This window comes from Salinibacter altiplanensis (assembly GCF_002894645.1).
In the GTDB taxonomy this organism is placed as follows: domain Bacteria; phylum Bacteroidota; class Rhodothermia; order Rhodothermales; family Salinibacteraceae; genus Salinibacter; species Salinibacter altiplanensis.
This window is the reverse complement of the sequence record NZ_NCQY01000002.1, coordinates 279,320-305,318: the sequence shown is the minus strand read 5'-3', so window position 1 is coordinate 305,318 and position 25,999 is coordinate 279,320. Positions and strand designations below refer to the sequence as shown.

Below are 25,999 nucleotides of genomic sequence, written 5' to 3'. Positions count from 1 at the left end.
GGCTCATAGGGACAGTTCGGCCAGCGCGTTCACGATCGCGTCCTGCGCGGCCCGCACCTCGTCCGTATCGGCCAGGTGGTGATTGCAAAACACCACAAAGGCGAGCGGTGTGCCGCGGGGCGTGTTCACGTACCCACTAAGGGCACTGGCCCCGGTGAGCGTGCCCGTCTTGGCCCGCGCCTCGCCGGCCGCAGCGCCCCCCCGGAACCGGTACTCGAGGGTCCCCTCGCGTCCCCCCATCGGCAACGAGTCGTAAAACGCCGTACTGCGGTCGGGCGGCGCCTCGCCCCACATGTGCGTCAGCAGGCGGCTCATGGCACGGGGGCGGACGTAGTTCTTGCGCGAGAGGCCCGAGCCGTCCACGACCCGCACCCGACTGGTGTCGATCCCCACCTCCGACAGCTCCGTGCGGACGGCCAGGGCGCCAAGCGCCGCCGAGCCCTCCGTGAGATCGTCGGCCGTGGTGTCCGGCGGCCCCACCACGGCGAGCGTGCGGAGCAGCTGCTCGGCGTAAAGGTTTTGGCTCTCGTGGTTCATCGTCTGCACAATATCCCGCAGCGGGGGCGACCGGTACGTCCCAACCCGCCGTACCGAGTCGGCCTCGTAGCGCGGCTTGAGGGGCGTCTCGTCCACGTCTCGCCCTCGTCCCGCTACCGAGATGCCCTCTCGGAGCAGCACGGACCGGAGCGTGTGGGTGAAATACTTCGTCGGCTCGGTGATGGTAAGGGGCTCCTCCTGGACCTCGTTCGGGTGGATCCGGGAGTGAACCGTGAAGGCATTTTCCGAAAAGGGGCGGTCGTACTCCTCGTCGGACGTGGTGTCGCGCGGCACGGTTCGGCTTTGATTGCGGACCCGAACGAAATCGGTCTCGAAAGGCGACCAGGTGACACGACCGGGCGCCCCCACCTGGCGGCCCCGCACCTCCAGGTCAATCGAGTTGCCGTTGAAGACAAGTCCGTTGATCTCCGCGGCGTACGAGGAGGGCACGTCGTTCCAGCTCCACCCGTTCCCGAGCGGCACGTCGCTGAACGGGTCGTCGTCCCCGAGAATATCGCCCTCGATGTGCGTGATGCCGGCTGCCTTCAGCGAATCCGCCCAGTCCCGAAAAGCCGACGTGGGATCGTCTCGTTGCTCGTATCCCCCCACGGTGGGGTCCCCACTCCCCCGCACAATTAGGTTGCCGCGCAGGACGCCATTCTGCACCGGCCCGTCCACGTACAGCCTCGTTTCGTAGCGGTACGAGGGGCCCAGCCGGCGGAGGGCCGCGGCCGCGGTCAAGAGCTTGGCGTTGGACGCAGGCGTGAACAGATGCTCCGGGTTGTGCTGAAACAGCCGCTCATCCGTTTCCAAATTGATCACCTCAATGCCCCAGAGCGCCCCCGTGTACGGGGCAGCGTCGATCGTGTCGGTGACGACAGACTGGATGTATTCCTGGGGCGTCTCGGTCGCGGGCGACGACTGGGCCTGAACCGTCGCCGCTCCTCCCACCACGAGCATCAACAGTGCGAGAACGAGCCCCAGTCCTCCCCCACTTCGAGAAACGGATCGTGACATGGACGTGGTGTTGGTACGGTGGGTGACACAAGCCGTGAGAGTGCCGTCAGCCGTTCGGCCCAGCCTCGGCCCCCGATGCCGTCGGAAGACGATCGGCGTTGCGGAGGAGCTGGGTATAAAACTGGACGACAGTCCGGTAATCGTCGACCGCGATGCGTTCGTTGGGCCCGTGGATGCGGCTCCGGTCATCGGGGCCGAGCTGGTACGGCACGAACCGGTACACGGCGTCGCTGTGGTCGGCGTAGTAGCCGCTGTCCGTGCGCCCGGGCAGGAGGTACGGGGCCACCACGACCGAGTCGGCCGTGACCTGCCCGATGGTGCGCTGCATCATCCGGAACGCCGGCGTCTCGATCTTGGAGACCGACGGGGGGGAGGTCGACCGGATCGGCTCGGCCTGAACGGACAGTCCGTCGAGGACCGCTCGGACGTGCGCGATGACCTCATCGACCGACTGGCCCGGCAGGATCCGAAAATTGACGACGGCGCGGGCCTGCGTCGGGATCACGTTGTCCTTCACGCCGGCATCGAGCCGTGTCGGGACGGTCGTCGTCCGGATCGTGGCCCGGGTCGCCGGGCGGCGGTTCAGCACGGCCCGGAGGACCGGGGCCGTGAGCCACCGGTTTGCCAGGAGCGTGCGCATCGGAAGCGTCAGTTCCGGCGCGAGGTACTCGAACATAGCGTCCGCCACGCCCGTGAGGCGGGACGGCAACGGGTTGGCGCGCAGCCGAGTCATCGCCTCATTGAGAACCTCAATGCTGGTTCGAAACGGCGGCACAGACGAGTGTCCCCCAGGCCCATCGGCCGTGAGGGACAGACTCAAAAATCCTTTTCCCGCCACTCCCACGGCGGCGAGCGGGTCCGTCAGGCCCGGAAGGGCCCCCCGCGCGATCGCTCCTCCTTCGTCGACCACCAGCGCCGGCGAGACGCCCTTGGCAGTGATCCGTTCGGCCAGGGCACGTCCGCCCCGCCGCCCCCCCACCTCTTCGTCGTGTCCCAGCGCCACATGCACCGTTCGCCGCGGCGTCACGTCCCGGTTCAGCAAGGCCTCCATGGCCTCCAGAATCCCAAGGGCACTTGCCTTGTCGTCGAGGGCGCCGCGTCCCCACACGTGTCCGTCCGAAATTCGTCCCTCGAACGGCAGGTGCGTCCAGGCCGAAGAATCTTCGATCGGCACCACGTCGACGTGGGCCATGAGCACGATGGGCGCAAGGGAGGGGACGCGCCCCCTCCAGGTGTAGAGGCGGCTCAGCCCGTTGACGTGGGTCGTGTCGAGGGCCGAATGGACGGCCGGAAAAGACCGCGCCGCGTACTCATAGAACTGTCGGAACGCCGCCGAGTCGAGTTCAGCAGGATCCCGCTCGGTAATCGTGCGAATCGTCAGGGCCTCAGCAAGCCGCCGCGGAGCCCCTGGCGAAACCGTCGGCTCCACCGGCTCCGTCTGCACTTGGCGCGACTCTACCTGCCCGGTCCGAACCGCCACAATGGCAAGTACACCGCCCAGCACCAGTCCGGTGCCGATCAAGAGACGCCGTCCGGAAAGCCAATCGGGAAGCATGGAGGACACATTGGGACGACCGAGCTGGGAGTCCGGCGTCCGCCACGCTCCATCCCGATGAAGGTTCCGAGCAGGAGCATCTCTCCGTGCCTCCGCAGCACGATCGTCCGTTCGTCTTCCTCTTCCTCCGTATGTCCATCACTAGTTCAGGCACAGCGATCCGAACCGGGTGGCGTGGACGGGCATGAAGGGCGCCGGGGGCGGTGCTGGGCCCTCGGCCTCGTCTTCCGGGGCGGGATCGGGCGGCAGGTCCTCTCCACTTGGCCCAAAGAACGTCAGCGCCTCGGCAAGCTCTTTTCCGTCCTCCCCAAACAGGGTCGCTCGGACGTGGTAGCGAGGCGGCTCCGCCAGAACCACTTCTGCGCTGGCCCGAACCGAACCTCGATAGTCGGGCTGGTTGACACTCAGGTTGAACTGCTCCAGTGCAAGCTGCCCCTCCTTCTCCACCGAGCCCGCCGCGAGGGACGCGACATCGGCCAGGAGGTGCTGGTGGGGCACGCGGGTCACCACGGGGCGGTCCGCTCCCTCTTCGATCACGCCCACCACTTCGGCGTATCCGTAGGAGATGTCCACAGGCCCGGTGGCCTGCTCCGCCGAGGCGGCCGTGTAGAGGTGCTTCAAACGCTGGTAGTGCTGCTGGGCAACCATGCTAGGAAGGGGCTTGTAGAAACAAACGGGGCGAAAATATTCAAACATCTTCGGCGGTCGGGCAACGTCCCGGCGCACGCAATGGTATTTCCCTCCAAAAGAAGTGCCAGGCAGAACATCCTGCCCGATTGGCAGAAGCCCGGCGAAGAGCCTGCAAACCCACTCGCCATCCGTCCGTCGCCCACGGGCGGTCTTCTGAAAGCCTGTCATCTTTCCCCAGCCTTTCCCGTTTCTCTCAGTATGCCTCTGACGTTAGACCAGCAGCGTGCCGTGGCCAATCACCTCAAGGCGCGTGCACAGCCGCCGCAATGTCCCGTCTGTGGGGCCGCCAACATGACCGTGCAGGAGGAAATTACGCTTCTCCCCACAGATGAAAATGATTCCTCGACGGAGCCCCGGATCAATGTCGTCTGTAAATACTGCGGATACGTGCTGCATTTCTCCCCGTCTGCACTCGGACTTTCGCTCCAGTAGGGGGCCGATGGCGAACTTCACGGGTGCGTAACGGAGCGCGGTGCTTCCTACCCAAGAGTGTGCAGAGTCATCCTCCGCACAGGTTTTCGCGCTCTCGCTTACAGTCCATTCTCCATCCCATGAAGTGGCTCAAGTCCATTCTTATCGGCGTGCTTGGAAGCCTCGTCATGTTCCTGCTCATGATGCTCGGCATTCACGGCACGGGCGTTGCTCCCTTCAATCTTCCGCCCTCCGCCGCCTTTTTGGAGCAACTCGGCCTGAACGTAGGGCCCCTCCCTCTTCTCACCCACTTCGGCTACGGAGCCACCTGGTCCTTCGTCCTGGTGGGCCTGTACGGATCTGCCACCAACGTTCGGCGAGGCCTTTCTCTGGCCGCGGGCTTGTGGCTCTTCATGATGCTCGTCTACTCGCCACTCATCGGATGGGGCGTCTTCGGGGTCGGTGGCGCGGGCCACGACCTCGCCCCGAGCAATCCGCTGCACCTCGGCTCAACGGCCAAGTACGTCGCCGCCACTCTCGTGCTCCACCTCGTCTACGGGGCTATCATTGGCGGCCTCAATCCAGCCTGGATCCAGTTTGAGACATCGTCGGCACGGACCCAGGCATAGAAGCGGAACGGGGCGTTTCAGTTTGCCGAGTCTCCATCCTGAAGCTCCAGGTGAAGCGCAAGAGCCATGACTGTACTGGTCACGCCCAGGAAGGCAGGGATCACCCCGAGGACCAGGTACCAATCGCCCGTCAAGCCGCGGTCGGGCCCCACCCAAAGAGAAATGATCGCCCACGCGTAGAAGAACACCGCGCTGGCGTACGTGATGGGAAAGAGGGTTTCCTTCGTGTCGTTGGTCATGTCGGTTGCTCCAATGGCTACGCAGAGTGCGCGACCGTGGCCAAGCGGTCTACCTTTTCGACGTACGCGTCCGGATCCGCCTTCCGATTCAGCCCCCCCTGGCTCATGTACCGCACCTTTCCGTACACGGGCCGTTCCTTCCAGCCACGGTCGTGAAGCCCAAACACCCACGCCACGTTGGCAAAGGAATTCGGGTCGCGCCCGTCGAGAAAGTACGTGTTGTTGAGGTGGAGCGTGCGGTCGTAGGCCGTTTTCGGATTCGGGGACCACTCCAGAATTTTCTTTCCCCAGTACATGCGCATGTAGTTGTGCATGTAGCCCGTCTCCCGCATCTCCTTCATCGCTGCGTTCCAGTAGGGGTCGTGCGTGGTGCCTTCCTCTAGCTCATCCAGGCTGTAGACGTGCTCGCGCTCATCATCGGCGTGCTCGGCCAGGCTTTCACGGGCCCACTCCGGCAGACACGTATACGAGTCGTAGGTATCGGGACGAAAGTGGACATGGTTCATCGTCAGCTCGCGCCGAACCACGAGCTCTTCGATGTAGGACTCAACGTCCGACGTCGGCCCCTCGGCCCGGCGCACCTGCTGGGCCAGCCACACGGGCGAAATTTGCCCGTAGTGAAGATACTTGCTCATGTGAGAGACCGCGTGGGAGTGAATCTGATTGCGATTCTCGTCGTACCCGTCGAGATGCTCCGCGAGAAAGTCATCGAGAATCGCTTCGGCCTCGGAGGCGCCCCCCGGATACAGGTCAGAAACCGGTGCGACGCTCTGGTCGAGCTCCAGCGGGTCGGTAAGGCCTTCAATGTCGTCAAGAGAGAGGCCGGATTCGACCTCCAGGTCGAGCGAGGGGATCTCCACGGACACAGGATCTGGCAGCTGCAGGCACCGCTCCAGGTGCTCATGGATCTTCGGCCGGATGGTTCGTGCGGCGTACTCGGCCTTGTCGGTAACCGTCTCTACCGGCACGACCACATCCCCTTCCACCTGCTCCACCCGGCAGGGCGCCTCCTCCGCCACACGGGCGCGCCATTGCTTCTGGTGCCGAAGGTACCCACGGTCGGTAACGAGGACCGCGGCTTCTCCGGCGTACTGCAGCGCCACGTCGTCCGGCGCCCCGTGGCGCGCCACCATCTTCAGTCCCCGCTCGGCGAGGCGCTGTTGCGTCTCACGAAGGCCCTCCAGCATAAAGGTATGATGTCGGAGGGTCGCCTCCGAGTGGGCATCCGTGATGCCAACCACAACCAGCAGAGGAAGTCCTGTCTCTCGGGCATGGTGAAGGGCGCGCTCCAACGCCGGGTTGTGCTGGGCCCGCTGCGACTGTTCCATCCAGTACAGGACGTAGCGCCCCTCCTCCTGCACTTCCTGCTCGTTCAATGGCTGGACGCGGTCGGGAAGAATGCTCATGTACAGGAGGGGTGGTGACCAAGACTGTTCGCACGGCTAAAACGGAACGGACAACGGCCGTTTCCCAGATGCTCGCCCCGAGGCCCCGAACGTGACCCGATTGTTTCGTCCCTACCGGGCCGGCTCTTCGCGGACGCTGCCCTGTACGTCGGTCGTCGCAACACTGACGCCGTCTGTGGGGAAGTTGAGTTGGTTCTCCGTGGCCGCCACGACGGATGCGACCATCGTGTCGCCCGTCACGTTGTTCGTCGTTCGCAGCATGTCGAGCGGACGGTCCACACCAAGAATGAGTGCGAGGCCGGCACTTGGCACCCCAATCGATTCCAGAATGACGACGAGCATCACAATGCCCGCACTCGGCACCGCCGCGGTTCCGATGGAGGCCAGCACCGCGATTAAAACGATGTTGAGCTGTTGGGTAAAGGCCAGGCTGATGCCGAGCACCTGCGCGATAAAGACCGCCGAGACGGCTTGGTAGAGGGCCGTTCCGTCCATGTTGACCGTGGCGCCGAGGGGCAACACGAAGGACGACACCTGCTCTGAGACCCCAAGATTTTTCTCCGAGACCTCCATCGTGACCGGCAGTGTGGCCCCGCTCGACGAGGTGGAGAAGGCAACCAGTTGCGCCGGGGCGATGGCCCGGAAGTAGTCCGGAACCGAGATGGAGGTAAAGAGCCTCATGAAAATGGGATAGACCACGAACACCATAATGGCGAGCCCGATCACGACCGTCACACAATAAAACCCCAGGGCGCCGAGGAGACTGGCAAGGTCCGTGGGACTGCCGGCGGCGATGGAGGTGATCGCATCGGCGAGGAGCCCAAACACGCCCACTGGTGCCGTGAGCATGATGACCTCCACCGCCTTAATAATTGCCTCAAACAAGCTGTCGAAAACCGTCAACAACGGCTCTGCCTTCTTGCCGGGAAGCAGAAGCAGCACCCCCCCCAGAAAGATGGCCACAAAGACGACCTGGAGCATATTTCCGTTGTCCGAGGCCGACTCGAAGAAGTTGGACGGGACCATGTCGACGAGCGGCTGCAAAGGGCCGCGTCCTTCTGCCTGCTCGGCGACCTCCATGCTCTCCTCAATGTCCCCCTGATAGGTCTGCTCCAGCTGCGTGCGCATTTCCTGCGGCACCGTCCGGCCGGGCTGCAGGGTGTTGACCAGGACCAGGCCAATCACGAGCGCAAGGGTCGTGGTCAACACGTAGATCCCCAACGTCTTTCCGCCAATCCGCGACAGCTGTTCAAGGTCGCCGAGCGAGGCCACCCCTACAATCAGCGACGACAGGATGAGCGGCACCGCAATGAGCTGGAGGAGGTTCAGGAAGATGGTTCCAAACGGCGCGACCCAGTTGCTGGTGAACTGTCCCCATCCGGCAGACGCGGCGATGACCCCGTAGATGAGGCCCAGCACAAGCCCGATGATAATTTGCCAGTGAAGCTTCTTGTACCAGGGCATAGGCACTCTCTATTTGACGCGGAGGAGACAACGGGGACTGCACTGCTTTTGCCACCCCTAAAGTAAAGGCTCATCTCTTTCCTCTACAACCCCGGGGAACCGGGTAGGGTCGGAAGTGGGGGGCCAACCTCGGAACGTTTCTTGACCGCAGAACGACTACGCCAACAGGAGGAAGCCCGTGAGGGCAGCCCCGCCGCCCACCGTCGTGCCCACGACATTGACGGCATTGTTTGTCACGCACGCCCAGCCCCGTACGGAAGAGATCCCTCGGGTCGAGGGCGTATCCCTCCAGTCACTCGTGTCGGTTTGGTAGTGGAACTGCACATAGGCCCCGGTGGGGCTGTCGGCAACCATGCCCAGCAGGTACGCCCCTAAAACACAAACACCCGATCCGGTGAAATCGACCACGTCGTCCCCGAAGCCAGCAGCACGGACGGTTGAAGCACCGCCGTGCCCCGGCTCTGCGAACGAGCTGCGTGCATCCCTCCCACCAGTGCTACGAGCAGGCGGTTGCACTCACACCCCCGTGACGACAGCAGCGAGCGCATAGGCCGGCAGGAGTCGCCCAAACAGAACAGGGATGCCGACCACGAACAGACGCCCCCATGTGAACGATGCGACGTGTGGTCGGCGCTGCCATGCCCCACGCCCGAAGTCTTTCTCCAAGCCCAACGAGGGCCGCGAGTGCCACCAACGTCCCCAGGGTCGTCAGGCCTTCTGTCACGAGAAGGGAAAGGCCAAGCATGCGAACGACCCGGGCTCTGTTTGACGACGATGCCCCCCAACAACAAAACCGCCCCGGCACGCCTGGAAGCGCCGCCGGGGCGGAAAGGAGTTCAGCTATGTCGGCGTGGGTTAGCTTTCAGAGCCGGACGCCTCAATCTGCTCGACGTCCTCCTCACTCGGCGCGCCGTCGCCCGCAGCTCCGTCGCCGCCGGGACTCTCTCCGTCGCCGCCGATCGCTGCCTGCAGCTCTTCGAGTTCGGACTTCGACCCCACGACCAGGTCACGGTACTCGTGCTGGCCCGTGCCTGCGGGGATGGAGTGGCCCGCAACAACGTTTTCCTTCAGTCCCTCCAGGGGATCTGTCCGGGAGCGAATGGAGGAGTTTGTGAGCACCTTCGTCGTCTCCTGGAACGAAGCCGCAGAGATCATTGAGTCGGTGGCGAGGGACGCCTTCGTGATGCCCAAGAGGACCGGCTCCCCGACCGCGGGACGGGCCTCACGGACCTCAATCTCAGGCTTGTCCTCGCGCTTCAGCTCTGAGTTGAGCTCGCGCAGACGCCGGCGGCCGATGACCTCCCCGATCTCAAGGTCCGCGTCGCTCGGGTCCTTGACGACAAACTTGTCGTAGAGGTCATCGTTGATGCTCGCCATCTTCTGACGATCCACCTGGTCTTCCTCCAGGAAGTTGGTGTCGCCCGGCTCGGTGATCTTCACTCGCTTCATCATCTGCCGGATCACGACCTCGAAGTGCTTGTCGTCGATGTCAACCCCCTGCAGGCGATAGACCTCTTGCACCTCGTTGAGGAGGTGCTCCTGCACGGCACGGGGCCCCTTGATCGACAGGATGTCGTGTGGAGCAATCTGACCATCACAGAGCCGGTCGCCCGCCTCCACGTAGTCGCCCTCGTGGACCAACATGTGCTTGGAAAGGGAGACCATGTAGCTCTTCTCCATGTCTCCGTCCCGGCTGGTGACAATGACCTCCTGCGAGCCTCGCTTCTGATCGCCGAAGCTAATGATGCCGTCAATCTCACTGACCACGGCCGGCTCGTCCGGCGTGCGGGCTTCGAAGACCTCCTCCACACGCGGCAGACCACCGGTGATGTCACTGGTTTGGGCTGCCTGGCGCGGCATCTTCGCGAGGGTCTGACCCGCCTGTACCTCCTCTCCCTCGTCGATCTGGATGCGAGCGTCAACGGGCATGTTGTACTCCCGCTGCTCTCCATCCTCGGTCTCCACGATGACTGCGGGCGTGAGGGTCCGCTCGCGGCTTTCGACGATGACCTTCTCCTTGTGTCCGGTCTGCTCGTCGGTCTCTTCGCGGTAGGTGGTGTCCTCGATGATGTCCTCAAACCGCACCGTGCCGTTGGCCTCCGTGAGGATGAGGCTGTTGTAGGGATCCCAGCTCGCCAGCACGTCTCCGTCCTCAACGTCCATGCCTTCCTCGACCAGGAGCTCGGCGCCGTACGGCACGACGTAACTGGTCAGCTCGCGCCGATCGCCATCCGGGTCCATGACCCGGACCTCGCCCTGCCGGGAAAGAACAACCTCCTTCGGCCCGTCGGTGTCCTCGTACGTGGCCGTACGGAGGTTTTCGAACTCGAGCGTGCCGGAGAACTTCGCCTGGATGGTCGACTCCCCAACCTCGCGTGTCGCGGTACCACCGGTGTGAAAGGTACGGAGCGTGAGCTGCGTACCCGGCTCTCCAATCGACTGGGCGGCCACCACGCCAACCGACTCGCCAACCTCGACCATGCGGCCGGTGGCGAGGTTCTGGCCGTAGCACAGCGTACAGACGCCCCGCTCGGCTTCACAGGTGAGCACCGACCGGATCTCGATCTCTTCGATGGAGGTCTGCGCAATGTCGTCCGCAATTTCTTCGGTAATGAGCTCGTTCGCCTCCACGACGAGCTCGTCGGTGTGGGGGTCGTACACGTCCCGGACCGACACCCGGCCCGTAATCCGATCGGAGAGCGGCGCGACGACCTCTTCGTTGTCCTTCAGTGCCCCAACGTTGATGCCGCGCAGGGTGCCGCAATCGTGCTCGGTGACCGTCACGCTCTGCGACACATCGACAAGGCGCCGCGTAAGGTACCCGGCATCGGCGGTCTTCAGCGCCGTGTCGGCCAGGCCCTTCCGCGACCCGTGGGTACTGATGAAGTACTCCTGCACCGTCAGGCCCTCCTTGAAGTTGGAGAGGATCGGGTTCTCGAGAATCTCGCCCCCACCGCCTCCTTCCCCGATGTTCTTCTGGGGCTTGGCCATCAGGCCACGCATGCCGCCGAGCTGACGGATCTGCTCCTGCGAGCCTCGGGCTCCGGAGTCGGCCATCGTGAAGATCGGGTTGAAGCCCTCCTTGTGTTCCTTCAAGGCATCGAAGAGAACCTCCGAAACCTGGTTGTTCGTCTTCGTCCAGACGTCGATGACCTGATTGTAGCGCTCGTTGTCGGTGATGAAGCCCATCGAGTAGTTCTGCTCCGCTTCCTCCACCGTCTCGTTGGCCTCCTTGATGAGCTCCTCCTTCTCGTCCGGAACGATGATGTCCGAGAGGGAAAAGGTCATGCCCGAGGTCGTGGAGCGACGGAAGCCCATGTCCTTGATCGCGTCGAGGAAGTCCGCCGTCTCCTCAAAGCCGGTCTGCTTCAGCACGCGGGCGATCACCGGCCGCACGTTCTTTGTGCTCAGGACCTCGTTGACGAAGTCGAGCTCATCGGGCAGCGTTTCGTTGAAGACGACACGGCCCACTGTCGTGTCGATCATCTCGGCGGACCCTTCGGGGTCGCGGAGCTGAATCTTGGCGTGAAGCGCCACCTGATCCTGATCGAAGGCCTGCCGCACCTCCTGGACGTTGGCAAAGCGCATGCCCTCCCCCTTCTGGTTCGACTTTGCCTTCGTGATGTAGTAGAGGCCCAGGATCATGTCTTGGCTCGGCACGGCGAGCGGGCCGCCGTCCGCCGGACTCCGGACGTTGTGGCTCGACAGCATCAGAACCATGCTCTCGAGGCACGCCTCGTGCGAGAGGGGGACGTGGACGGCCATCTGGTCACCGTCAAAGTCGGCGTTGTACGCCGGACAGACAAGTGGGTGAATCTCGATCGCCTTGTTCTCGGTGAGAACGGGCTGGAAGGCCTGAATGCCGAGCCGGTGAAGCGTGGGGGCACGGTTGAGTAAGACCGGCCGTCCCTGAATCACCTTCTCCAGAATGTCCCAAACGTCCTCGGTCTTCTTGTCGACGTACTTCTTTGCGCTCTTGACCGTCTTGACGATGCCACGCTCGATGAGGCGGCGAATCACGAACGGCTTAAAGAGCTCGACGGCCATCTCCTTCGGCAGTCCGCACTGGTGCAGCTCCAGGTGCGGCCCAGAGACGATCACCGAGCGGCCCGAGTAGTCGACGCGCTTCCCGAGTAGGTTTTGGCGAAAGCGCCCCTGCTTGCCCTTCAGCATGTCCGAAAGGCTCTTGAGGGGCCGGTTCGACGAACCGCGTACCGAGTTGGACTTGCGGCTGTTGTCGAAGAGCGAGTCGACCGCCTCCTGCAGCATCCGCTTTTCGTTCCGCAGAATAACCTCCGGCGCCTTAATGTCGATGAGGCGCTTGAGGCGGTTGTTGCGGATAATGACCCGGCGGTAGAGGTCGTTCAGGTCGCTGGTGGCAAATCGCCCACCGTCCAGGGGAACGAGCGGACGCAGCTCCGGAGGAATCACCGGAATCACGCGCATCACCATCCACTCCGGCTTGTTGATGCCGTCCTCATTGGCGTGACGGAAGGCTTCCACCACGTCGAGCCGCTTCAGCGCCTTCGATTTGCGCTGCTGGCTCGTTTCGGTCCGCACCTGATAGCGGAGCTCTTGGGCGAGCTTGTCAAGCTCAAGACGTTCGAGCATTGTCTCGACCGCTTCCCCACCGATCTTGGCAATAAACTTCTCCTGGTTGTCGTCCTGGAGGCGGTTGTTGTCGTCCCGGATCTGGTAGAGGATCTCGTAGTACTCCTCCTCTGTCAGAAGCTGGTTCTCTTCAACCCCGAGCCGCTTGGCCGTGCCCGGCTGAATAACAATGTAGTTCTCGTAGTAGATGACCTTCTCCAGGTCCTTCGACTTCAGGCCAAGCAGGTGCCCAATCTTGTTGGGCAGGGTCTTGAAGTACCAGATGTGGACCACCGGGACGCTCAGGGAGATATGGCCCATGCGCTCTCGGCGGACGGCTTTCCGGGTCACCTCCACGCCACACCGGTCACAAATGATGCCCTTGTACCGAATGCGCTTGTACTTTCCACAGTGGCATTCGTAGTCCTTGACCGGCCCGAAGATTTTCTCACAGAAAAGCCCCCCCATCTCGGGCTTGAAGGATCGGTAGTTGATCGTCTCGGGCTTCATCACCTCGCCGTAGGACCGTTCCAGAATGTCTTCCGGAGAGGCCAGGCTGATGGTAATGCTGTCAAAGTCAGTTTCGATCTCCTTGGAATTACCGTACGGCATGTGCGGTTTGTAAATCTGGAATGGATCGTGCGGAGTGGGAGGGTGGGAGCGAACGAAGTGACGAACACGGCCCGCAGACCGAGTCGCCGGTTCGCACTTCGCACTCCGCAATTAGTCGAGCGTTACCTCGAGGCCAAGTCCCTGGAGCTCCCGGACGAGCACGTTGAAGCTCTCGGGGACGCCGGGCGAGGGCAGATTCTCTCCCTTTACGATCGACTCGTAGGCCTCGGAGCGGCCTTCGACGTCGTCGGACTTGAAGGTGAGCATCTCCTGCAGGGTGTTGGAGGCCCCGTAGGCGTAGAGGGCCCAGACCTCCATCTCCCCAAGGCGCTGTCCACCGAACTGAGCCTTTCCGCCCAGCGGCTGCTGCGTAATCAGGCTGTACGGACCGATGGACCGGGCGTGCATCTTGTCCTCGACGAGGTGCTCCAGCTTCATCATGTAGATCTGGCCCACCGTCGTTTTCTCGTCGAACGGCTCGCCGGTGCGTCCGTCGTAGAGCTGCACCTTTCCGTCACGGGGGAGGCCGGCCTTCTCCAACTCGTCGCCCACGTCCTCAAGCGAGGCGCCGTCGAAGATTGGGGTGGCGTATTTCACCCCAAGCTTGTCGCCCGCCCAGCCGAGGAGGGTTTCGTAAATCTGTCCCAGGTTCATTCGGGACGGCACCCCAAGTGGGTTGAGAACCAGGTCCACGGGCGTGCCGTCGTCGAGGAACGGCATGTCCTCCACCGGCGCGATCTTCGCGATCACGCCCTTGTTGCCGTGGCGGCCGGCCATCTTGTCGCCCACCTCAATCTTCTTCTTCCGGGCCACGTAGACCTTCGCCATTTGTACAACACCGGAGGGAAGTTCGTCCCCCATCTCCACCTGGTGCTTCTGGCGCTTGGTCGTGCCCTCGATGTCGCGACGGCGCGACTTGTAGTTGCGGAGGAGGGTACTGATCTGGTCGTTCAGCTCCTCATCGTCGGTATACTGGGCACGGGTGCTCAGGTCGGACGGGTCGACCTCCTCAAAGGCGTCCTCGTCGAAGCCTGCGCCCTCGGTGAGGATCACGTCGCCCTCACGGTCTTCGAGCCCGGCACTCGTCTCATCCTCGACCAGGGCGAAGAATTTCCCCCAGAGGCGCTCGTTGAGGTCTTCAAGCTTTCGCTCGTGGTCGTTCTCGATGTTCTCAAGGCGCTTCTCCTCCATCTTCTTGGAGGCCGGATCAAGCTCGCGGCGGCTGAAGAGCCTCGTGTCGATCACAACGCCTCCCTCCATGCCTGGCTTGGCATTCAGGGACGCATCCTTCACGTCGCCCGCCTTGTCGCCAAAGATGGCACGGAGGAGCTTCTCTTCCGGCGTCGGATCGGTCTCGCCCTTCGGCGTAATTTTGCCGACGATAATGTCCCCCGGGGTAATCTCGGCCCCCACGCGGACAATCCCTCGCTCGTCAAGGTCCTTCGTCGCCTCTTCGCTGACGTTCGGGATTTCGCGGGTCAGCTCCTCTTCGCCACGCTTCGTATCGCGTACCTCGTGCTCAAACTCCTCGATGTGAACCGAAGTGTATACGTCGTCGGCCACCAGGCGCTCGCTGATGACGATGGCATCCTCGTAGTTGTATCCGTGCCAGGGCATGAAGGCACAAAGCACGTTCTTGCCGAGGGCCAGCTCCCCCTTTTCCATCGCGAAGCCGTCGGTAAGCACTTCCCCCTCTTCGACCCGGTCGCCCTCCTGGACGATGGGCTTCTGGTTCATGCATGTGCCCTGGTTCGTCCGGCGGAACTTGGTCAGCTCGTACTCTTGAACCGGTTCGCCAAAGGCGAGGTCAGTTTCGTCCTGCTCCTTGTCGTAGCGCACCACGAGGCGCTCGGCGTCTACGTACTCGACGACGCCCTCGCCCTCGGCCACTACACAGGAGCGGGAGTCCTTCGCAACACGGCCCTCGAGGCCGGTCCCCACGATCGGGGAGTCGCTCCGTAGCAGCGGCACGCCCTGGCGCTGCATGTTGGCCCCCATGAGCGCCCGGTTCGCGTCGTCGTGGGAGAGAAAGGGCACCAGGCTGGCCGACGGCGAGATAATTTGGTTCGGGGCCACGTCCATGTAGTCGACCTTCTCCGGCTCCACGATGGGAAAGTCCCCCTGGTCCCGGCAGCGCACCTCATCACGCTCGAAGACTCCGTCGTCATTGATCGGCGCGTTGGCCTGGGCCACCGTGGCCTGGTCTTCCTCTTCGGCCGAAAGGTATTCGACCCGCTCGGTCACCTGGCCGTCTTCTACCACACGGTAGGGGGTTTCGAGGAAACCGAAGTCGTTGATCGTAGAGTGGACGCAAAGGGACAGCATCAGGCCAATGTTCGGGCCCTCGGGCGTCTCGATGGGACAGAGCCGCCCGTAGTGCGTGTGGTGGACATCCCGGACCTCAAACCCGGCCCGCTCTCGGGTGAGTCCGCCCGGCCCCAGCGCCGACATCCGGCGCTTGTGCGTCATCTCCGCCAGTGCGTTGGTCTGATCCATGAACTGGCTGAGCTGGTTGGTCCCGAAGAACGTGTTGATCACGCTCTCAATGGTCCGGGCGTTCACCAGGTCCTTCGGCGTAAACTTGTCGGCATCCCGAAGATTCATACGCTCCTTGATGGTGCGCGCCATGCGCGCCAGGCCCAGGGAAAACTGCGACCCGAGCTGCTCGCCGACAGACTTCACGCGGCGGTTGCTGAGGTGGTCAATGTCGTCGGCCGTGCTCTCCCCGTTCTGGAGCCGAATGAGCTCGCGGACGATGCCGACCACATCCTCCTTCGTGAGCACCTTCTCATCAGTATCCACATCAACGCCCAACCGGGCGTTCATGCGGTGACGCCCCACGTCGCCCAGGTCGTACCGGTCCTCATTGAAGAAGAGCCGTTCAAGGGCCTCACGGGCAGAATCGAGATCGGGGGCCTCGCTCCCCCGGAGCTTCTCGTAGATGATCTCAAGGGCCTCCTCTTCCGTGTGGGAGGCATCCTTCTGGAGAGTCTCCACGAGCGTGCTTTTGTCAAGCGCCTCATCGTCTACGTCTTCTCGCACGAGGTAGAGGCGACTCACGTCGTACTCGTCGAGGTCCTCCCAGTCGTCCTCCTCCAGCTCATGCTCGGCGGGAAGCAGCACCTCACGCTCCATCTCTTCGTTGACCACCTCACCGGTGTCCTCGTCGACGATCTCGATCGTCTTCTCGATCGTGACACTCGTCGCAAGCTCACGGCCGAGATACTCCTCAAACTCTTCGCCGTCATCAATGTCCACCGCATCGGCGAGATCAAACATCCTCACGATCTCTTCGTCACTGGAGAAGCCCAGTGCGCGGAGCAGTGTGGTGACGGGCACCTTTTTCTTTCGGTCGACGTACGACCAGAGCACGTCACGGACATCTGTGGAAAACTCCATCCACGAGCCACGGAACGGGATGACGCGGGCGCTGAAGAGCTCAGTGCCGTTGGAGTGAATCTCCTTGTCGAAAAAGGCACCCGGGCTGCGGTGGAGCTGGGAGACGATTACCCGTTCGGCCCCGTTCACGATGAAGGTCCCGCGATCGGTCATGAACGGAAGCGTCCCAAGGTAGACCTCTTGCTCGATCGCTTCGATCACCTCTTCTCCCCCCTCCTCCTCTCTGCTCGTCAGCCGGAGTGTAGCCTTCAGGGGAATCGAGTACGTGAGGCCCTGCGCAATGCACTCTTCAACCGTGTGCTTCGGGGCGTCAAGCTCGTATTCGACGAACTCAAGAGTGTACCGGTCCCGGTTGTCTTCGATCGGAAAGTGCTCATTAAAGACGGCCTGGAGACCCACGTTTTCTCGATCGGCAGGCGGCACGTCGTCCTGCACGAAGTCGTGGAATGTCTTCAGCTGAACGTCTAGGAAGTCCGGGTAATCACACACCGCCGGAATGTCCGCGAAGCTCTCGCGCGGGTCCGGTTCCGCAATATGACCGGGCGTGGTGATGTCTCCGTTTAAAAAGGTCGGCATAGACTGTAGGAATCGCTCGCGTGAGTATACTGCGTTCGCACAACACCTGGCACGCCGGACGGCACGGGCGTGGATGCTGTGCGCGGGGCTTCGGGGTATAGAGGGGAGGTCGCGTCCAACCTCAGGTGGCCAAAACCACCAGACCGCCGATGAAGGCCTCGCTAGCGTCTCTCCCGAGACGTTGGAGAAGCGCAGTTTCCTTCCGCGCTGAAACCAACAGGCTCATGTGCAAGAAACCACCGGTCCGGGATAGGGGTGGAGAGAGCGACCGCCGGAATTACGGCCTCCGGCATGAGATACAGCCTCCTGCTGAGCAGGAGACCCTGTTGAAGGAGGCTTTGTCTATTAGACCCAGGGTCAACAGGATAATGCCAACGGTCGTCAGTACATAGTTGTTTCGGAAGCACCTCCTCAACGGTCTGGAGAACGGGCTCCCCTGAGAAACCAAAGGCCAATCCCGGATACGTTCGGGACAGGCCCCGAATCGTTCAGGATCGGCCTTCATGGGCGAGGGCTTCTCGCCAGTGAGACGAGGCTAATCTTTGCCCCGTCCCGGCACATCCGTGTGGAAGGGTTGCCTACTGGAGCTCAACCTCGCCCCCGGCATCTTCAACCTGTGCCTTCAGGTCGTCGGCCTCTTCACGAGAGACGCCCTCGCTGACCGGATTGGGCGCTTCGTCCACGAGCGACTTGGCTTCCTTCAGGCCCATGCCCGTGATGGAGCGCACCTCCTTGATAACCTGAATCTTGTTGCCCCCAATGCCGGTGAGCACAACATCGAACTCCGTTTGCTCGTCCTCCTCGGCTTCTCCGTCGGCGCCGCCTCCGCCGTCGGCCGCCACGGCAACGCCCGCCGAGGCCGGTTGAATGTCATACTCCTCCTCAAGATGATTCGCAAGCTCATTGGCTTCCTGGATGGTAAGCCCGACGAGCTGTTCCGCAAGTTCCTCGATGTCAGCCATAGGTTCGGTAGTGGGTTTGTCCTGCGGCGGTCTGGGCACCGACCACAACCGGCGCTGCGCCGCGAATTAAGGTGAATGTGGATGGTCGGGGGGCCGGCAGTCCAAGCCCCGTCGCGGGGTCGGGATGCCACCTCCGCTACTCTTCCTCTTCTTCGGCAAGGGACTGGAGAAGACCAGACAGTCGCTGGCCCGGGCCCTGGAGGCCTCCCACCAGGTTTTGCGCCGGTGCCTGCAGTCGTCCGATAATTTCTCCGATGAGTTCCTCGCGCGACTTGAGCTCCGCAAGGGTGTCGAGGGCCTCCGGATCGTCGTACAGGTCGCCCTCAATCCAGGCAACCTTCAGCTCCGGGCGATCCAACTCTTCCTCTTCCAAGAAGTCTTGGAGCACCCGAGCGGGCTTGGCCGGATCCTCGCTAAAGGCAATGGCCGTAGGCCCCGAAAAAAACTCGTCGAGGGCGTCTTTGCCCTCAACACGATCGAGGGCAAGGCGAGCGAGGGTGTTCTTCGTAACCTGATAGTCGACGCCTGCCTCGCGGAAGCGCCCCCGGAGGTCGTTGGACTGGGCGACAGTGAGGCCCTCAAAGTTGGTCAGGTAGATGATCGGGAACTCGTTGAGCTTCTCCCCAATCTGTTCAATAATTTCGGCTTTCTCGGCTCGGTTCTTCGACATGGGATGGGCAGGTTGATCGGTATGCAGCGACGACGGCCAGGGACAGTTGGGCTACCGGGCTTCACTGAGTACAGAGCTCCGCTCCACGCGCACCGGCGGTCCCATCGTGGCCGACAGCGTGATCGAGCGCAAGTAGAGCCCGCCCGCTGAGGCCGGCCGGAGACGGATGACCTCGCGGAGAAGTGCCTGAGCATTTTCGTACAGCTCATCGGGGGAAAAGGACGCCTTCCCGATGGGTGTGTGCAGGTTTCCGCTCTGATCGACACGGAACTCAATCTTCCCGGCCTTGATCTCTTCGACCACGTCGGCCACATCCATCGTGACGGTTCCGCTTTTCGGGTTCGGCATGAGACCGCGCGGGCCAAGAATGCGGCCGAGCTGCCCCACCTGCCCCATGACGTCCGGCGTGGCAACTGCCACATCGAAGTCGAGCCAGTTTTCCTCCTCAATGCGCTCAATATATTCGTCAAGTCCCACATGGTCGGCCCCGGCCTCTTCTGCCTCCTCCTGCTTGCCTTCGCTGGCCAGGACGAGAACCGTGACTTCACGGCCAGTCCCATTGGGAAGGGTAATAGACCCGCGGACCATCTGGTCGGCGTGCTGCGGGTCCACCCCTAGTCGAAGATCAAGATCAATCGACTCGTCAAAGTTAGCGGTGGCGGTTCCTTTCGCCAGCTCCGCGGCTTTTTCGAGCCTCACAGGCTCATTCTGGTCCTCCACGAGCTCACTGGCGTCTTGGTATCGCTTGCCTTCAATATTTGCCATAACGGGTGCGGTTGTGTGGTGCAGACGTCTTCTCGATCGGTGCCGAGACGACTCCCACGTGAAGTACGAATGCGACGAGAGTACAGGGGTGGGAACTTGAGCCTCTAAAAACGAGGGGGACTACTCGTGGGCCGGCTTGCCCTCAACAGTGATGCCCATGGACCGGGCCGTACCGGCCACCATGCTGGCCCCCTTTTCCACAGTGTGTGCATTCAGGTCCTGGAGCTTCTGATCGGCAATGTCGAGGCAATCGTCCCAGGTGACCGTCCCGGCATCGTCTCGGAGCGGGTCGCCCGCCGCGGTCTCAATGTCGGCCTTCTGCTTCAGGAGAATGGACGCCGGAGGGCTCTTGACGATGAAGTCAAAGGAGCGATCGGCGTAAATCGTAATCTCAACCGGAAGGAGCGTCCCCATCCGGTCTTCCGTGCGGGAGTTGAATGCCTTGCAAAACTCCATGATATTTACGCCGTGCTGCCCGAGGGCTGGCCCAATGGGCGGAGCAGGGTTGGCTTGTCCACCCTTGATTTGGAGCTTAATCGTTTGTTCGACTGGTGCTGCCATGTGCGTATGGGCGGTGCAGGCGTTGCCCGATGCGAGTCGGGACAACTTCCGCCGGTTTGTTCAGGAAAAACGAGAACGTGCGACGGCCCCAGTGGCACCGTCGCGAGGGATGAACTCTTACTCTTCGTGCTCAACCTGCAGGTAGTCAAGCTCAACAGGGGTCTTCCGCCCGAAGATCGACACCATCACCTTCACCTTCATCTGGTCGGGATAGACGTCTTCCACAATGCCATTAAAGCTGTCGAAGGGACCGTCGACCACCTTAACCGGATCGCCCACCTTGAACGGCATCTCGGGCTGTTCTCCCATCTCCTCCGCCCGATCCATCTTCCCAAGAATGCGCTTGATCTCTTCTTCTCGGAGCTGGGTAGGCTCGTCCCCTGTCCCTGTCCTCAAGAATCCAATAACAGAGGGGAGATCCTCCGCGAGATCTTGGAGGCTGGACGTAAGTGTGCAGTTGAGAAGGATGTACCCGGGAAAAAACGTTTTCTCCTTCGTCTTCTTTTCCCCCCCCTTCATTTCGAACACCGTCTCCGTGGGAATCAGAACCTCTTCGACCTGGTCCTCAAGCCCAAGTCGATCAATCTCACTTTCGAGGTACCGACGCACCTTCTTCTCATGGTTCGAGAACGTGCGGAGCACGTACCATGTGTCTGTGTCTGTATCTTCAGCCATAACAGATATCAAATGCCTACAGCAGTCGATGCGCGGCCCACTGTGCCAAACTACGCCCGATAGAGAACCTCCAGGGTCCTCTGGATAACTTGATCGGCCAGAAAGATGAAGCCGGAGACAATCAGCGTGGCAACAATTGTGATCAGTGTGCTGCTGATCAGTTCATCGCGGCCGGGCCAGTTCACCTTCTCCATTTCCGCGACGACGTTTTTCAGGTACTCACGTATCCAGGTCATGGGCAAAGAGTCAGATGATCAGACCGTAGCCTGCGGAAGCACTCGCTGGTCGGGGTAGCTCATCAACACAAAAGGAGCCAGTCCAAACGGGCAAAGGCGTAGCCCGCAGTATGGCACGGACGGGAGGACTTGAACCCCCAACCGGCGGATTTGGAGTCCGCTGCTCTCCCAGTTGAGCTACGTCCGCAAGTGCGGCACGGGGCAACAGATTCAGGCAGGTCGTTTCGAACCCACCGGAGACGGCCCAGAAGCCCCGACGCCGGATAAATCCTAGTCCAGGATATCGGTCACCACCCCGGCCCCCACCGTGTGTCCTCCCTCCCGGATCGCAAACCGAAGGCCCTCCTCCAGGGCCACCGGCTCGATCAAGCTCCCCTCAAACGTCGCGTTGTCCCCCGGCATCACCATCTCTACCCCCTCCTTCAGCTCAATACTCCCCGTCACATCGGTCGTCCGAAAGTAAAACTGCGGCTGGTACCCGTCGAAAAACGGCGTGTGGCGCCCTCCCTCCTCCTTGCTAAGCACGTACACCTCACACTCAAACTCCCGGTGCGGCGTCACCGTCCCCGGCTCGGACAGCACCATCCCTCGCTTGACCTCCTCCTTCTCTATCCCCCGAAGCAGTATCCCGGCGTTGTCCCCTGCCTCCCCCTCCTCCAACCTCTTGTTGAACATCTCTATGCCGGTCACCACCGAGTCCATCTTCTCCTCCTGCATCCCGACAATCTCAATCTCGTCCTGCAGCTCCACCCGGCCCCGCTCAATCCGACCAGTCACCACCGTCCCCCGACCCGTGATCGAAAAAATATCCTCCACCGGCATCAAAAACGGCTTCTGCACGTCCCGCTCCGGCGTCGGGATGTACTCGTCAACCGCCGCCATCAGCTCCATCACGTTCTCCTCGTGCTCCTCGTCGCTCTCGAGGGCCCGAAGCGCGCTTCCCCGCACCACCGGCACCTCGTCGCCGGGAAACTCGTACTCGGTCAGCAGCTCCCGCACCTCCATCTCCACCAGCTCCAACAGCTCCGCGTCGTCGACCAGATCGGTCTTGTTCATGAACACCACCAGGTACGGCACCCCCACCTGACGCGCCAGCAAAATGTGCTCCCGCGTCTGCGGCATCGGCCCGTCGTCGCTCCCGACCACCAAAATCGCCCCGTCCATCTGCGCCGCCCCCGTCACCATGTTCTTCACGTAGTCCGCGTGCCCCGGACAGTCGACGTGGGCGTAGTGCCGGTTCTCCGTCTCGTACTCGACGTGGCTCGTCGCAATCGTAATGCCGCGCTCCCGCTCCTCCGGCGCGTTGTCGATCGCCTCAAAGGTCTGCTCCGCCGCCCCGCCAACGCGCTCGGCCAGTACCTTCGTGATCGCCGCCGTAAGCGTCGTCTTCCCGTGGTCAACGTGCCCGATCGTTCCTACGTTTACATGCGGCTTCTCCCGCGCAAACTCTTCCTTGGCCATGGTGGTGTGTGGTCGGTGTGTGCGTGTGGATTCGAGTGTAGCAGAAAAGAATGCAGACGCGGACCCGGCGTCCCGCGGCGCGGGCGGACTAGGCCGCCGCACCCATGGTCTGCTCGTCCATGATGTCGGAGGCAATTTCGTCAGGAACCGGCTCGTAGCTTCCAAACTGCATTGTGTAAATGGCCCGCCCCTGAGACAGCGAGCGGAGGTCCGTCGAGTACCCGAACATCTCCGAGAGCGGCACCTTCGCGTTGATCACCTGCGCGTCGTTGCGCTGGCCCATCTGGCCAATCTGACCGCGGCGGCCATTGAGGTCTCCGATGATGTCCCCCATGTAATCGTCGGGGGTGATCACCTCCACCTCCATCACCGGCTCCATAAGGACCGGGTTGGCGTGACGGGCAGCTTCGCGGAAGCCAAGCCGACCGGCAATCTCGAACGCGTTCTGGTCGGAGTCGACCTCGTGGTGATCCCCGTCGTAAAGACGCACCCAAACCCCTTCGATCGGATACCCAGCGAGCGGCCCATCTTCCAGGGCGCTCTCGATGCCACGCTCAACGGACGGAATAAACTCTTTCGGAATAACCCCGCCCTTGATTTCATTCTTGAAAACAAGACCCGCCTCTTCCTCCTCTTCTTCCGGAATCGGACCCACGTCCATGTAGACCTCCGCGAACTGCCCGCGGCCCCCGGTCTGCTTCTTCAGGACATAATGCTCATTGATCGTCTCAGTGAGCGCCTCGCGGTATGCCACCTGGGGCTGTCCCACGTTGGCCTCCACCTTGAACTCTTGCTTGAGCCGATCAATGATGATCTCAAGGTGCAACTCCCCCATCCCCGCAATAATGGTCTGCCCGGTCTCCTCGTCGGTGCGGACATTGAACGTCGGGTCTTCCTCGGCGAGCTTTGTAAGACCGTTGGTCAGCTTGTCCCGGTCCGCCTTCGTCTTCGGCTCCACCGCAATCCGGATCACCGGCTCCGGAAAGTCCATGGACTCAAGCACGACCGGGTCGTCCGCGTCACAGATTGTGTCCCCGGTCTTCAGGTTTTTCGGGCCCACCACGGCAGCGATGTCGCCGGCACGGATCATGTCCACATCCTCTCGGCTGTCGGCATGCATGAACATCATGCGCCCGATGCGCTCGTCCTCGTCCCGAGTGGGACTGTAGACGCGGGAGCCAGACTCCAGCGTGCCGCTGTAAACGCGGACGAACGTCAGCTTTCCTACATACGGGTCCGTCGTAATCTTGAACGCGACCGCACTGAAGGGCTCATCTTCCTTCGAACGACGAGTGATCTCCTCCTCCTTGTCTTGCGGATGGTGCCCCGTGATGGCCGGGACATCGTTTGGGCTCGGAAGGTAGTTCGTGACGCCGTCGAGCACACGCTGTACACCGGTGTTCTGGAGGGCAGACCCGCAGAACATTGGCGTCATGTCGCGATTGAGAGTGGCCTTTCGGATCACCGCGTCCAGCTCATCCGGCTCCACCTCCTGGTCTTCATCAAGGTACTTCATGAGCAGCTCGTCGTCGTACTCCGCGACGCTCTCCAGAAGATTGATGCGCCAGTGCTCCGCCTCCGACTTCAGGTCATCCGGAATGTCGACGACATCCCACTGCATGCCCTGGGACTCATCGTCGTAGATGACGGCCTTGCCTTCGATGAGGTCGATGATCCCCCGAAACATGTCCCCCGAGCCAATGGGATACTGCACCGGCACCGGGTTGGCACTGAGGCGGTCTTCCATCATTTCCAGCACGTTCTCGAAGTCCGCGCCGGTCCGGTCCATCTTGTTCACGAACCCGATCCGCGGCACATCATACTTTTCGGCCTGGCGCCAAACCGTCTCCGACTGCGGCTCCACACCCCCAACGGCGCAGAACAGGGCGATTGCACCGTCGAGCACGCGGAGAGAGCGTTCCACCTCCACCGTAAAGTCCACGTGGCCCGGCGTGTCAATGATGTTCACCCGGTGGTCATCCCAGTAGCAGGTGGTTGCCGCCGAGGTAATGGTGATCCCCCGCTCCTTCTCCTGCTCCATGAAGTCCATGGTCGCTGCCCCGTCGTGCACCTCTCCCATGCGGTGCAGGCGACCGGTGTAGAAAAGAACCCGCTCCGTAAGGGTGGTCTTCCCGGCATCGATGTGCGCCATGATGCCGATATTTCGGGTCTTTTCCAGCGGGAAGCTCTCGTTTTTCTGCGTAGCCATGGGTATAAATCTCAAAGTGAGGTACTTGAACGCTCAGCACAGACCGGGAGACGGCCCCGTCCGTCCAGAAAGTCTAGAACTGGAAGTGAGCAAAGGCCTTGTTGGACTCGGCCATGCGGTGCGTATCGTCTTTCTTCTTCACAGCACCGCCTTCACCGCGAGCAGCATCAACCAGCTCGCTCGCGAGACGATTCACCATGCTCTTCTCATTCCGGGCCCGGGCATACTGGATGATCCAGCGAAAGGCCAGCGTGATGCGCCGCTCGGGACGCACCTCAGCGGGCACCTGATAGGTCGCCCCTCCCACGCGGCGGCTCCGCACCTCCACGAGAGGCGCGGCGTTATTGACCGCTTTCTTAAACACTTCCAGCCCTTCCTCTTCTCCCGTACGCTCCTCGATTACGTCAAACGTATCGTACACGATGCGGCGGGCAAGGCTCTTCTTGCCGTCTCGCATGATCGCGTTGACGAACCGGGAGACCATGTCATCCCGGTACACGGGATCCGGCTGGGTTGTGCGCTGCTCGGGGGCCTCATTTCGTGACATAGGAAAAACTGGCTGTCGTCAAGAACAGGGTTCAGTGGAGCGGCGCGCTAGTCACGCGGCTTCTTCGTGCCGTACTTCGAGCGGCCCTGCCGACGCTCCTCTACGCCAGCCGTATCGAGGGCCCCTCGCACGACGTGATACTTCACACCCGGAAGGTCCTTCACACGCCCCCCGCGAACGAGCACGATGGAGTGCTCCTGAAGGTTGTGCCCCTCCCCCGGTATGTACGCGGTGACCTCATTCCCGTTGGTCAGCCGCACACGCGTCACCTTCCGAAGAGCCGAGTTCGGCTTCTTCGGGGTGGTTGTGTACACTCTCATGCACACCCCACGGCGCTGCGGACTTCCCTCCAACGCAGGGGCATCGCTTGTTTCCTCTTCAGACTTTCGCCCTTTTCGGATCAACTGCTGGGTCGTCGGCACGTCGGTGTCGGTCGTTTGTCGGGACGATGTCGAAGGGACGTCGTTGTCTGCACGTACCCGTGTGCTTTCTGGCACATACACTCACCGAATACTGGTCGCTCTCCGGCCAGGGTCCCAAATGGGGAGCAAAGAAGAAATGAAAACAGTTTCTCCCGGCCGTTGCCACTGCCAAGGGCATCAGCCTCACCCCGCACACCGATACAATGTTCTGTATCGGTTGACCAGTCTTTCCTGTGAGCCCGGCGCTAAGAAAAAGGCAAGCAGACGTACTGCTTGCCTCGATGGTCTGGCCGCGCCGGGCACTCTTTCTTCTTTGCAGGAGGTATCTACAGGCACATATTTACCAGGGTTTCCCTGATCGGCGAC

21 protein-coding genes and 1 tRNA gene are annotated in these 25,999 nt (G+C 62.0%); 2 read left to right on the top strand and 20 right to left on the bottom strand.

The window, feature by feature from the left end:
- Positions 1-3: 3 nt before the first annotated feature.
- The 3 genes from dacB to B7R93_RS01375 all read right to left on the bottom strand — a co-directional run bounded on the left by dacB (position 4) and on the right by B7R93_RS01375 (position 3,757).
- Positions 4-1,554 carry a D-alanyl-D-alanine carboxypeptidase/D-alanyl-D-alanine endopeptidase gene (gene dacB, locus B7R93_RS01385; protein ID WP_232797897.1) on the bottom strand — a complete coding sequence of 517 codons (1,551 nt, stop codon included), beginning with the start codon at positions 1,552-1,554 and terminating at the stop codon, positions 4-6.
- Positions 1,555-1,600: 46 nt separating this feature from the next.
- Complete coding sequence (locus tag B7R93_RS01380) at positions 1,601-3,109, bottom strand: M20 family peptidase (RefSeq protein WP_232797896.1); 1,509 nt, start codon at positions 3,107-3,109, stop codon at positions 1,601-1,603.
- Between the two features lie 141 nt (positions 3,110-3,250).
- The gene (locus tag B7R93_RS01375; RefSeq protein ID WP_232797895.1) at positions 3,251-3,757 is read right to left on the bottom strand and encodes a hypothetical protein; all 507 of its coding nucleotides are present in this window, start codon (positions 3,755-3,757) and stop codon (positions 3,251-3,253) included.
- A gap of 240 nt (positions 3,758-3,997) precedes the next feature.
- Between B7R93_RS01375 and B7R93_RS01370 the strand changes: the two genes are divergently transcribed.
- Both B7R93_RS01370 and B7R93_RS01365 read left to right on the top strand, forming a co-directional pair.
- On the top strand, positions 3,998-4,231 hold the full coding sequence (locus tag B7R93_RS01370) for a hypothetical protein (RefSeq protein WP_103019047.1): 234 nt from the start codon (positions 3,998-4,000) through the stop codon (positions 4,229-4,231).
- Between the two features lie 119 nt (positions 4,232-4,350).
- The gene (locus B7R93_RS01365) at positions 4,351-4,839 is read left to right on the top strand and encodes a hypothetical protein (RefSeq protein WP_103019046.1); all 489 of its coding nucleotides are present in this window, start codon (positions 4,351-4,353) and stop codon (positions 4,837-4,839) included.
- A 17-nt stretch (positions 4,840-4,856) separates the two neighbouring features.
- Here B7R93_RS01365 and B7R93_RS01360 read toward each other — a convergent pair whose 3' ends face one another.
- The 17 genes from B7R93_RS01360 to rpsL all read right to left on the bottom strand — a co-directional run bounded on the left by B7R93_RS01360 (position 4,857) and on the right by rpsL (position 25,633).
- Positions 4,857-5,078, bottom strand: coding sequence for a hypothetical protein (locus B7R93_RS01360; protein WP_103019045.1), 222 nt, complete (start codon positions 5,076-5,078; stop codon positions 4,857-4,859).
- A 17-nt stretch (positions 5,079-5,095) separates the two neighbouring features.
- Positions 5,096-6,484 carry a deoxyribodipyrimidine photo-lyase gene (locus B7R93_RS01355; RefSeq protein ID WP_103019044.1) on the bottom strand — a complete coding sequence of 463 codons (1,389 nt, stop codon included), beginning with the start codon at positions 6,482-6,484 and terminating at the stop codon, positions 5,096-5,098.
- Positions 6,485-6,595: 111 nt separating this feature from the next.
- Positions 6,596-7,948: a dicarboxylate/amino acid:cation symporter gene (locus tag B7R93_RS01350; protein WP_103019043.1), complete on the bottom strand. Its 1,353-nt coding sequence runs from the start codon at positions 7,946-7,948 to the stop codon at positions 6,596-6,598.
- Positions 7,949-8,104: 156 nt separating this feature from the next.
- Complete coding sequence (locus B7R93_RS01345) at positions 8,105-8,356, bottom strand: DUF92 domain-containing protein (protein ID WP_158666464.1); 252 nt, start codon at positions 8,354-8,356, stop codon at positions 8,105-8,107.
- Positions 8,357-8,803: 447 nt separating this feature from the next.
- On the bottom strand, positions 8,804-13,150 hold the full coding sequence (gene rpoC / locus B7R93_RS01340) for a DNA-directed RNA polymerase subunit beta' (RefSeq protein WP_103019041.1): 4,347 nt from the start codon (positions 13,148-13,150) through the stop codon (positions 8,804-8,806).
- A 111-nt stretch (positions 13,151-13,261) separates the two neighbouring features.
- Complete coding sequence (rpoB, locus tag B7R93_RS01335) at positions 13,262-17,125, bottom strand: DNA-directed RNA polymerase subunit beta (RefSeq protein ID WP_232797893.1); 3,864 nt, start codon at positions 17,123-17,125, stop codon at positions 13,262-13,264.
- 578 nt (positions 17,126-17,703) lie between these two features.
- The gene (gene rplL, locus B7R93_RS01330; protein WP_103019040.1) at positions 17,704-18,087 is read right to left on the bottom strand and encodes a 50S ribosomal protein L7/L12; all 384 of its coding nucleotides are present in this window, start codon (positions 18,085-18,087) and stop codon (positions 17,704-17,706) included.
- Between the two features lie 136 nt (positions 18,088-18,223).
- Entirely contained in the window at positions 18,224-18,757 is a 534-nt protein-coding gene (gene rplJ / locus B7R93_RS01325; protein WP_103019039.1) for a 50S ribosomal protein L10, read from the bottom strand.
- Positions 18,758-18,808: 51 nt separating this feature from the next.
- Positions 18,809-19,522 carry a 50S ribosomal protein L1 gene (gene rplA, locus B7R93_RS01320; protein ID WP_103019038.1) on the bottom strand — a complete coding sequence of 238 codons (714 nt, stop codon included), beginning with the start codon at positions 19,520-19,522 and terminating at the stop codon, positions 18,809-18,811.
- A gap of 120 nt (positions 19,523-19,642) precedes the next feature.
- Entirely contained in the window at positions 19,643-20,083 is a 441-nt protein-coding gene (gene rplK, locus B7R93_RS01315) for a 50S ribosomal protein L11 (protein WP_103019037.1), read from the bottom strand.
- Positions 20,084-20,200: 117 nt separating this feature from the next.
- Positions 20,201-20,758 carry a transcription termination/antitermination protein NusG gene (gene nusG / locus B7R93_RS01310; protein WP_103019036.1) on the bottom strand — a complete coding sequence of 186 codons (558 nt, stop codon included), beginning with the start codon at positions 20,756-20,758 and terminating at the stop codon, positions 20,201-20,203.
- 50 nt (positions 20,759-20,808) lie between these two features.
- Positions 20,809-20,994 (bottom strand): preprotein translocase subunit SecE, encoded by a 186-nt coding sequence (gene secE, locus B7R93_RS01305; RefSeq protein WP_103019035.1) that lies wholly within the window; start codon positions 20,992-20,994, stop codon positions 20,809-20,811.
- Positions 20,995-21,105: 111 nt separating this feature from the next.
- Positions 21,106-21,181: transfer RNA gene (locus tag B7R93_RS01300), tRNA-Trp, on the bottom strand.
- An 83-nt stretch (positions 21,182-21,264) separates the two neighbouring features.
- Positions 21,265-22,455 (bottom strand): elongation factor Tu, encoded by a 1,191-nt coding sequence (gene tuf / locus B7R93_RS01295; RefSeq protein WP_103019034.1) that lies wholly within the window; start codon positions 22,453-22,455, stop codon positions 21,265-21,267.
- An 88-nt stretch (positions 22,456-22,543) separates the two neighbouring features.
- Positions 22,544-24,664, bottom strand: coding sequence for an elongation factor G (gene fusA / locus B7R93_RS01290; protein WP_103019033.1), 2,121 nt, complete (start codon positions 24,662-24,664; stop codon positions 22,544-22,546).
- Positions 24,665-24,737: 73 nt separating this feature from the next.
- Positions 24,738-25,211, bottom strand: a complete 474-nt coding sequence (rpsG, locus tag B7R93_RS01285) for a 30S ribosomal protein S7 (RefSeq protein WP_103019032.1) — start codon at positions 25,209-25,211, stop codon at positions 24,738-24,740.
- 47 nt (positions 25,212-25,258) lie between these two features.
- Positions 25,259-25,633 (bottom strand): 30S ribosomal protein S12, encoded by a 375-nt coding sequence (gene rpsL / locus B7R93_RS01280; protein ID WP_103019201.1) that lies wholly within the window; start codon positions 25,631-25,633, stop codon positions 25,259-25,261.
- Between the last annotated feature and the right edge of the window lie 366 nt (positions 25,634-25,999).

Coding starts and splice junctions, on each gene's coding strand:
- tuf (WP_103019034.1), bottom strand. CDS start 22,455: ATGGCCAAGGAAGAGTTTGCGCGGGAGAAGCCGCATGTAAACGTAGGA.
- dacB (WP_232797897.1), bottom strand. CDS start 1,554: ATGTCACGATCCGTTTCTCGAAGTGGGGGAGGACTGGGGCTCGTTCTC.
- rplA (WP_103019038.1), bottom strand. CDS start 19,522: ATGGCAAATATTGAAGGCAAGCGATACCAAGACGCCAGTGAGCTCGTG.
- B7R93_RS01360 (WP_103019045.1), bottom strand. CDS start 5,078: ATGACCAACGACACGAAGGAAACCCTCTTTCCCATCACGTACGCCAGC.
- secE (WP_103019035.1), bottom strand. CDS start 20,994: ATGACCTGGATACGTGAGTACCTGAAAAACGTCGTCGCGGAAATGGAG.
- rpsG (WP_103019032.1), bottom strand. CDS start 25,211: ATGTCACGAAATGAGGCCCCCGAGCAGCGCACAACCCAGCCGGATCCC.
- B7R93_RS01375 (WP_232797895.1), bottom strand. CDS start 3,757: ATGGTTGCCCAGCAGCACTACCAGCGTTTGAAGCACCTCTACACGGCC.
- nusG (WP_103019036.1), bottom strand. CDS start 20,758: ATGGCTGAAGATACAGACACAGACACATGGTACGTGCTCCGCACGTTC.
- rpoB (WP_232797893.1), bottom strand. CDS start 17,125: ATGCCGACCTTTTTAAACGGAGACATCACCACGCCCGGTCATATTGCG.
- rpoC (WP_103019041.1), bottom strand. CDS start 13,150: ATGCCGTACGGTAATTCCAAGGAGATCGAAACTGACTTTGACAGCATT.
- B7R93_RS01350 (WP_103019043.1), bottom strand. CDS start 7,948: ATGCCCTGGTACAAGAAGCTTCACTGGCAAATTATCATCGGGCTTGTG.
- B7R93_RS01365 (WP_103019046.1), top strand. CDS start 4,351: ATGAAGTGGCTCAAGTCCATTCTTATCGGCGTGCTTGGAAGCCTCGTC.
- B7R93_RS01370 (WP_103019047.1), top strand. CDS start 3,998: ATGCCTCTGACGTTAGACCAGCAGCGTGCCGTGGCCAATCACCTCAAG.
- rplJ (WP_103019039.1), bottom strand. CDS start 18,757: ATGTCGAAGAACCGAGCCGAGAAAGCCGAAATTATTGAACAGATTGGG.
- B7R93_RS01380 (WP_232797896.1), bottom strand. CDS start 3,109: ATGCTTCCCGATTGGCTTTCCGGACGGCGTCTCTTGATCGGCACCGGA.
- rplL (WP_103019040.1), bottom strand. CDS start 18,087: ATGGCTGACATCGAGGAACTTGCGGAACAGCTCGTCGGGCTTACCATC.
- rplK (WP_103019037.1), bottom strand. CDS start 20,083: ATGGCAGCACCAGTCGAACAAACGATTAAGCTCCAAATCAAGGGTGGA.
- B7R93_RS01355 (WP_103019044.1), bottom strand. CDS start 6,484: ATGAGCATTCTTCCCGACCGCGTCCAGCCATTGAACGAGCAGGAAGTG.
- fusA (WP_103019033.1), bottom strand. CDS start 24,664: ATGGCTACGCAGAAAAACGAGAGCTTCCCGCTGGAAAAGACCCGAAAT.